Source organism: Mesorhizobium sp. M1E.F.Ca.ET.041.01.1.1 (genome assembly GCF_003997355.1).
GTDB lineage: Bacteria > Pseudomonadota > Alphaproteobacteria > Rhizobiales > Rhizobiaceae > Mesorhizobium.
Genome location: NZ_RZSL01000293.1, coordinates 1 through 7683 on the forward strand (window position 1 = coordinate 1; position 7683 = coordinate 7683).

Consider the following 7683-nt stretch of genomic DNA (forward strand, 5'->3'; position numbering starts at 1 on the left):
TTCCCATCGTCCTCGGCGACATCGGCGAGGTCTATGCCGATGTCGCCGAGGACGATGGGAAATCCCTGGCAACAAAGCTCGTTCCGGATACGAAATGGTATATCCACGGCGATCGCGACCTGCTCATGCAGATGCTCTCCAATCTGGTCGAGAACGCGCTGCGGCATTGCCCGCCGGGCACGGCGATCGAGCTGGCGGTGTCCCGCCGGGACGACAGCATCCTCGTCCATGTCCGCGACAACGGCCCCGGCATTCCGCCCGAGGAGCGCGAGAAGGTCTTCCAGCGGCTTTACCGGCTGGATTCCAGCCGCACGACGCCCGGCAGCGGCCTTGGCCTCAGCCTCGTCAAGGCGGTGGCCGACCTGCATGGCGCCACCATCGCGTTGGCGGACAACAATCCGGGGCTTGTTGTGATCGTCAGCTTTCCGGCGGTGAAGGCACCGGCCGCCTGATCGACGCAATAGTCTGCGGCTACCGGACGCCCGCCCTGCGGAAATCGGAGGGCGACATGCCGGCGAGCTTGCGGAACGACTTGTTGAAGGCGCTGAGCGAGCCGAAGCCCGAGTCCATCGCGACCTTCAGCACGTTGGCGCCCTCATGCATCAAAAGCGCCTGCGCGTAGCTCAGCCGCAAAAGGTTCACATATTCGTTGAGCGTCATGCCGGTCGATTTCTTGAACAGGCTCATGGCGTATTTGGGATGGATGTCGGCGGCGGCCGCTATGTTCACGCAGTCGATGTCGTAGAGGAAATTCTCGGCGATGAAATCGCACATGCGCCCGACATTGCGCGAGGACTGCTGGTCGAAGGGACTGCCCGCCCCTTGCCCGGCCGTGGTTTCCGGCACCAGCCGGTAAGGTTCGAAACGCACCCGCTCGAGCCTCAACAGCAGCTCGTTGACAGCGTGCTCGGCCTTCGCCGGATCGCCGGAGCGCGCATAATCGTTCCAGCGTTTGAAATTGTCGTCGTCGGACTGATCGGTGGCGTTCGTGACCAACGTCGCGCCGGTCATCAGCCGGTGCCTGACATCGGCCGGCAGGTGCAGCCTGAAGAAATGCACCAGCGGCAGATGTGCACCGGCATAGATCGCATCGTCGGTGAGATCGTCCATCTGGTGCGGCAGGCCGCCCCAGAACAGGCACATCTCGCCGGCCGACAGCGCGATCTCATGCTCGGCCATGCGGTAGTGCACGCTGCCCCGCACGATGAAGTTCACCTCGACCTGGGCGTGCCAGTGCGGCTTCAGCATCACCAGCGGGTGGTTATGGAACATCTGCAAGGCCAGCGGCAGGCCTTCGACGCTGCTGGCACCTGGCTGATAGAACGGACGCCCGGGCATCTTACTTTCCGCCAACTTCTTATTCCCTTTGTCGGGGACAAGCCTACCGCGCCGCATAATCTACCCATGCTCACGGTGAGAGAGCAAACGAAATGGGAGGATTTCAATGCGCACCACACTGACCTGCGCCACGCTTTTGCTTGCCCTGGGCTCCGGCCCGGCCCTCGCGCAATCCGGCGAACTGACGATATGGAGCTGGAACATCGCCGCTTCGTCGCTGAAGTCGACGGTCGAAGGCTTCAACAAGAAATACCCCGACATCAAGGTCACGGTTCAGGACCTCGGCAACCAGCCGACCTATGACAAGTCGATCGCCGGCTGCGCTGCCGGCGGCGTCGGCCTGCCCGACATCGTCTCGATCGAGAACGGCGAGGCCGAGAACTACTGGAGCCAGTTCCCGGACTGCTTCGTCGACCTGCACACGCTGGGCTACACGGCGGAAGACCAGAAGAAATTCCCCGACTTCAAGCGCACCGAGCTCGAGGTCGGCGACAAGGCCTACGCGATGCCCTGGGATTCCGGCCCGGTCGCCGTCTTCTACCGCCGCGACTTCTACGAGAAGGCCGGCGTCGATCCAGCGTCGATCAAGACCTGGGACGATTTCATCGCCGCCGGCAAGAAGATCCAGGCCGCCAATCCCGGCGTCACCATGACCAATGCCGATTTCAACGGCGACACCGAATTCTTCCGCATGATCTCCAACGAGCAGGGCTGCGCCTATTTCGCCGAGGACGGCCAGTCGATCACGGTCAACCAGCCGAAATGCGTCGACGCCATGACCAAGGTCAAGGAGATGAAGGACGCCGGCATCGTGTCCTCGGCCGACTGGGGCACCAAGATCACGAACAACACCGCCGGCACCGTCGCCACCCAGGTCTATGGCGGCTGGTATGAAGGCACGGTCCGCACCGAGTCGCCGAAGGAAAGCGGCAAATGGGGCGTCTACCTGATGCCGAGCCTGACCGCCGACGGCCCGCGCGCCGCCAATCTCGGCGGCTCCTCGCTGGCCATCACTTCGTCCTCGAAGAACAAGGAAGCGGCCTACGCGTATCTCAAATACACGCTCGAGACGAATGAGGGCCAGATCACCATGCTGAAGGATTTCGGCCTGGTGCCGTCGCTGATCTCGGCGCTCGACGATCCTTACGTCGCGCAGGGTCAGCCCTATTGGGGCGACCAGGCGGTGTGGAAAGACATCCTCGCCACGCTGCCCAAGGTCGTGCCGAGTCGCGGCACGCAGTTCCAGAGCGATGCCGAGATCATCGTCCGCGCCGTGCAGACCAAATACCTGGCCGGCGGCTACGCGGATGCCAAAGCCGCGCTCGACGACGCCGCCAGCCAGATCGCCTCGGCGACGGGCCTGCCGGTGAAGTGAGGGGCGCCGCTCTCCTTCTCCCCTTGTGGGAGAAGGTGGATTGGCGCGCAGCGCCAAGACGGATGAGGGGTGTTCCAGCGGAGTGAGACGTTGGCGTTCCCTGGAACACCCCTCATCCGGCCGCTTCGCGGCCACCTTCTCCCACAGGGGGAGAAGGGAAAGGCAGAGAAAGGAGGGAAGTCGATGCGCCACCGCAACGCCACCGCGTATCGCTTCCTCACGCCCTATCTGCTGATCTTCGCCATCTTCTGGATCTGGCCGATCATCAGCTCGTTCCTGATCTCCTTCCAGGCGACCCGCACCGTGCCGTGGCGCTTCGCGCCGACCTTCAACTGGGGCCGCCTGATCGGCGACCCCGCCTTCTTCAACGCGCTGAAGAACACGCTGCTGATCCTGGTCATCCAGGTGCCGGTGATGATCTCGCTGGCGATCGTGATGGCGGTGCTTCTGAATTCGCCGCTGCTGAAAGCGCGCGGCCTCTATCGCTTCGCCTTCTTCGCCCCGGTCGTGGTCGGCGAGGTGGCCTATTCGGCGGTGTTCCGGCTGATGTTCAGCCTCGATTTCGGCATCGTCAACAAGCTCTTGAACAGCGTCGGCCTGCCCAAGGTCGACTGGTTCTCCAACGTCACGCCGGCGATGGCGCTGATCATGATCGCGGTGACCTGGCGCTGGGCCGGCTACAACGCCATCATCATCCTCGCCGGCCTGCAGTCGATTCCGGAGGACGTCTACGAGGCGGCAACGCTCGACCGCGTCAGCAAGGTGAAGCAGTTCTTCCACATCACCTTGCCGCTGTTGAAGCCCGTCATCGTCTTCTGCGCCGTGCTGTCGATCATCGGCACCATGCAGCTCTTCACCGAACCCTTCCTGATCACCGAGCGCGGCGGACCGGGCGGCGGCACCGAGACGCTTGGCCTCTTGCTTTACCGGCAGGGCTTCCGTTCGCTCAATTTCGGCTATGCCTCGGCCATCGCCTACACCATGGCCGGACTGGCGATCGCCATCACTTTGGTGCAGCTCTGGCTGACAAAGGAGCCGAAATGACGGGGGAGCCGAAATGATCTCGCGCTCCCAAAGACGGCTCGGACGCAGCCTCCTGCTGCACCTTGTGCTGACGCCGCTGGCGCTGGTCTGGCTGTTCCCGCTGTGGATGATGGTGGTGTTCTCCACCATGCCCGACTACGGCATCTTCAGCCCCGGCATCGAGCTTCTGCCGCACGACAATTTCCTCGACAATGTTAACAATCTGCAGCGCGACACCAATTTCATCGGCGCTATCGGCATCTCCGTCTCCGTTGCTGTGACCTACACCTTCCTGTCGGTGCTGCTCACCTCGATGGCCGGCTGGGCGCTGGCGCGCTACGAGTTCTTCGGCAAGCGGCTGGTGGTGGCGATCATCCTCGGCACCATCACGCTTCCCTACGCGGTGGTGCTGATCCCGCAATTCATCATGGTGGCGCGCGATTTTCAGCTCGCCAACACCTGGATCGCGCTGATCGTGCCGCCGCTGTTCAATTCGCTGGGCGTGCTCTTCATGCGCCAGGCCTTTTCGATGATGCCGGCCGAACTGTTCGACGCGGCCAGGGTCGAGGGCGTCAAGGAATGGCGCATCTTCCTCTTCGTCGCGCTGCCGCTGGCGCGGCCCATGCTGGCGGCATTGGCCATCATCCTCTTCCTCGCCTCGTGGAACAATTATCTCTGGCCGCTGCTGATCAACAGCCAGCCCGGCGCGATGACGGCGCCGGTGGCGCTCGGCACGCTGATCGGCCTCACCAAGGTCTCCTGGGGCGGCTTGATGGCCGGCGCGGTGATGCTGACGGTGCCGATGCTCATCGTCTTCGTGCTGCTGCAGCGCCATTTCATCGCCGGCATCGCCGCCGGCGCGGTCAAGTAGGATAGGAGCGCGATGGCCGCCGTCACACTCACCAATGTCGTCAAGCGTTTCGGCACCTTCGAGGTCGTCCATGGCGCCGACATCGATATCGCCGACGGCGAGTTCGTCGTCTTCGTCGGCCCGTCGGGATGCGGCAAGTCCACGCTTCTGCGCATGATCGCCGGGCTGGAGGACATCAGCGGCGGCAAGATCGCCATCGGCGGCAAGGTGGTGAACGATGTCGAGGCCGCCGACCGCGGCATCGCCATGGTGTTCCAGTCCTACGCGCTCTATCCGCACATGACGGTGGAGCAGAATTTGAGCTTCGGGCTGAGGATGAACGGCAACCCGAAGGCCGACACCGACCGTCGGGTCAAGCGTGCCGCCGAGATCCTGTGCATCGAGGAGCTGATGCAGCGGCGGCCGAAGCAATTGTCCGGCGGCCAGCGCCAGCGCGTTGCCATCGGCCGCGCCATCGTGCGCGAGCCGCAGGTGTTCCTATTCGATGAGCCGCTGAGCAATCTCGACGCCGAGCTGAGGGTCCAGATGCGGGTCGAGATCTCGCGGCTGCACAAGGAGCTTGGCGTCACCATGATCTATGTGACGCACGACCAGACCGAGGCGATGACGCTGGCCGACCGCATCGTTGTGCTGAAAGGTGGCAATGTCGAGCAGATCGGCGCCCCGCTCGACCTTTATGACGACCCGGCCAACCGTTTCGTCGCCGGCTTCATCGGCTCGCCGAAGATGAATTTTCTCAGCGCCAAGGTCGTCGAGACATACAACAGCGCCGCGACGGTCGAGCTCGCCCATCATGGCGGCGCTAAGCTGAAGAAACCGCTCTGCAAGGCTTTGCCGACAGTAGGCACCGAGGTCGTGCTCGGCGTCAGGCCGGAGCATTTCTTCGAGGCCGGCGAGGGCGACTGCGACATCCCGGTCAAGGCCGACGTCGCCGAGCATCTGGGCTCGGTGAGCTACGTCTACGCCAATGCCGGAGCCGAGGAGCTGATCGTCGAGCGCGAGGCGGCGCGGCAACGCGCCAGCGGCGACCATTTCACCGTATCGATCAAGGCGGACCGCTCGCTGCTCTTCGACAAGACAGGCGCGAGGATCCGCTGACCCGTTTTTCTTTGCCGGCATGCCAGGCGTGGCGGCGACCCATGGAGAATTCGACATGACATATGGAAAAATTCGCTGGGGCATCCTCGGACCCGGCAGCATCGCAAAATCCTTTGCCGGCGGCCTGGCGCAGTCGCGCAACGGCGAGCTGGTCGCTCTTGGCGCCCGCAACCCCGGCAAGCCGGGGCTTGCAGAGGCTTTTCCCGGCGCGCGCATTCTCGATGGCTATGACGCGTTGCTTGCCGACAAGAACGTCGACGCCGTCTACATTTCGATACCGCATCCCGGCCACGCCGAATGGGCGATCAAGGCCGCCGAAGCCGGCAAACATGTGCTGTGCGAGAAGCCGCTGGCGCTGACCGCCTTCGAGGGCGACGCCATGATGCATGCGGCGCGCAAGGCCGGCTCTTTTCTGGGTGAAGCCTTCATGTACCGGCTGCACCCGCAAACGCTGCAACTGGTCGAGCTGATCAAATCGGGCGTCATCGGCGAAATCCGCATGATCAAGTCGAGCTTCGGCTTCGCAATGCCGGGCTTCATGCCCGAGCATCGCCTCTACGCCAACGAGCTCGCCGGCGGCGGCATCCTCGATGTCGGCGGCTATCCGGTATCGATGGCGCGGCTGATTGCAGGCGCGGCGGCGGGACAGCCCTTCCTCGAGCCGGACAAGGTGGTGGGCGCGGCCCATCTCGGCCAGTCCGGCGTCGACGAGTGGGCCTCTGCGCTGCTCACCTTCGCCAACGGCATCGTCGCGGAGGTCTCCTGCAGCATTTCGCTCAACCAGGACAATGTGCTGCGCATTTTCGGCACCAAGGGTCATATCGAGGTGCCCGATTTCTGGTTCGCCGGTGGCAACCGCGATGTCGGACCGGGCCGGATCGACGTGGTCCGGTCCGGCGGCACGCGCGAGACGATCAGTCTCGACGAAACGCGCCACCTTTATTCCTTCGAGGTCGATGCCGCGGGCGAGGCGATCCTCGCCGGCCGGCAGGAATTTGCCTGGCCGGGCATGGGCTGGGCCGACAGCCTGGGGACCCTGCGCGTGCTCGACAAATGGCGCGCGGCGGTCGGGCTGGAATACGAGATCGAAAAGCCGGCTAAGCGTGTCAACACCATCGCCGGCCGGCCGTTGCGTACGGGCGGCACCGCCATCGGCAAGCGCGCGATTCCGGGTCTGCCGCGGCAGGCCTCGCTTCTGGCGCTCGGCTTCGAGGATTTCCGGACCTTTTCCTCGGGATCGATCCTGCTCGACGCTTTCTTTGAGGCCGGCGGCAACCTGTTCGACACCGGCTTTGTCTACGGCGCCGGCTACACCGAAGCGCTGCTCGGCCAGTGGCTGAGGAATCGCGGCGTGCGCGAGCAGTCGGTGATCATCGCCAAGGGCGCGCATTCGCCGCTCTGCTACCCCGATGTGATCGCCAGGCAGCTCGCCCAGACGCTCGACCGGCTGCAGACCGACCATGTCGATATCTACTTCATGCACCGCGACAATCCGGACGTGCCGGTCGGCGAGTTCGTCGATGCCATGGACCGGGAGGCGAAGGCCGGCCGCATCCGCGGCCTGTTCGGCGGCTCGAACTGGACGATGGAGCGCATGGATGAAGCGATCGCCTATGCCGAACGCACCGGCAAGCAGAAGCCCGGCGCGCTCTCCAACAACTTCTCCCTGGCCGAGATGCTGGAGCCGATCTGGGCCGGCTGCATCACCTCCTCGACCGATGCCTGGAAGGCCTGGCTGACGGCGCGGCAAATGCCGAACTTCGCCTGGTCGAGCCAGGGCCGCGGCTTCTTCACCGACCGCGCCGGCCGCGACCGGACCGACAATGAGGAGCTGGTGCGGGTCTGGTATTCGGAAAAGAACTTCGGCCGCCGCGACCGCGCCATCGAACTGGCCAAGCGGCTCGGCAAGAGCCCGATCCATGTCGCGCTGGCTTACGTCCTGGCGCAGCCGTTCCCGTCGGTGCCCTTGATCGGCCCC

Annotated in this window: 7 protein-coding genes; 6 read left to right on the plus strand and 1 reads right to left on the minus strand. The window is 64.2% G+C overall.

Annotated features, from left to right (window positions below; translation table 11 throughout):
* The coding region (locus EOA38_RS21820) for an ATP-binding protein (RefSeq protein ID WP_189434789.1) at positions 1-452 on the plus strand (452 nt) is incomplete at its 5' end.
* A 19-nt stretch (positions 453-471) separates the two neighbouring features.
* On the opposite strand, the gene EOA38_RS21825 is transcribed toward EOA38_RS21820, so the two are convergent.
* Positions 472-1338: a helix-turn-helix domain-containing protein gene (locus EOA38_RS21825; protein WP_127300220.1), complete on the minus strand. Its 867-nt coding sequence runs from the start codon at positions 1336-1338 to the stop codon at positions 472-474.
* 106 nt (positions 1339-1444) lie between these two features.
* Here EOA38_RS21825 and EOA38_RS21830 point away from each other — a divergent pair, with 106 nt between their 5' ends.
* The 5 genes from EOA38_RS21830 to EOA38_RS21850 all read left to right on the plus strand — a co-directional run.
* Positions 1445-2713: an ABC transporter substrate-binding protein gene (locus EOA38_RS21830; protein WP_126091100.1), complete on the plus strand. Its 1269-nt coding sequence runs from the start codon at positions 1445-1447 to the stop codon at positions 2711-2713.
* A 183-nt stretch (positions 2714-2896) separates the two neighbouring features.
* A complete protein-coding gene (locus EOA38_RS21835; RefSeq protein ID WP_127300221.1) occupies positions 2897-3757 on the plus strand; it encodes a sugar ABC transporter permease in 861 nt (286 codons plus the stop codon).
* A 13-nt stretch (positions 3758-3770) separates the two neighbouring features.
* The gene (locus tag EOA38_RS21840; protein ID WP_127300222.1) at positions 3771-4607 is read left to right on the plus strand and encodes a carbohydrate ABC transporter permease; all 837 of its coding nucleotides are present in this window, start codon (positions 3771-3773) and stop codon (positions 4605-4607) included.
* A 12-nt stretch (positions 4608-4619) separates the two neighbouring features.
* Positions 4620-5705 carry a sn-glycerol-3-phosphate ABC transporter ATP-binding protein UgpC gene (gene ugpC, locus EOA38_RS21845; RefSeq protein ID WP_127300223.1) on the plus strand — a complete coding sequence of 362 codons (1086 nt, stop codon included), beginning with the start codon at positions 4620-4622 and terminating at the stop codon, positions 5703-5705.
* Positions 5706-5760: 55 nt separating this feature from the next.
* Positions 5761-7683 (plus strand): aldo/keto reductase (locus EOA38_RS21850; RefSeq protein ID WP_127300224.1); only part of this gene is annotated, 1923 nt, incomplete at its 3' end.

Excerpts from the sequence above, each read along its gene's own strand:
- EOA38_RS21825 (WP_127300220.1), bottom strand. The coding sequence starts at position 1,338 with ATGCCCGGGCGTCCGTTCTATCAGCCAGGTGCCAGCAGCGTCGAAGGC.
- EOA38_RS21830 (WP_126091100.1), top strand. The coding sequence starts at position 1,445 with ATGCGCACCACACTGACCTGCGCCACGCTTTTGCTTGCCCTGGGCTCC.
- EOA38_RS21835 (WP_127300221.1), top strand. The coding sequence starts at position 2,897 with ATGCGCCACCGCAACGCCACCGCGTATCGCTTCCTCACGCCCTATCTG.
- EOA38_RS21840 (WP_127300222.1), top strand. The coding sequence starts at position 3,771 with ATGATCTCGCGCTCCCAAAGACGGCTCGGACGCAGCCTCCTGCTGCAC.
- ugpC (WP_127300223.1), top strand. The coding sequence starts at position 4,620 with ATGGCCGCCGTCACACTCACCAATGTCGTCAAGCGTTTCGGCACCTTC.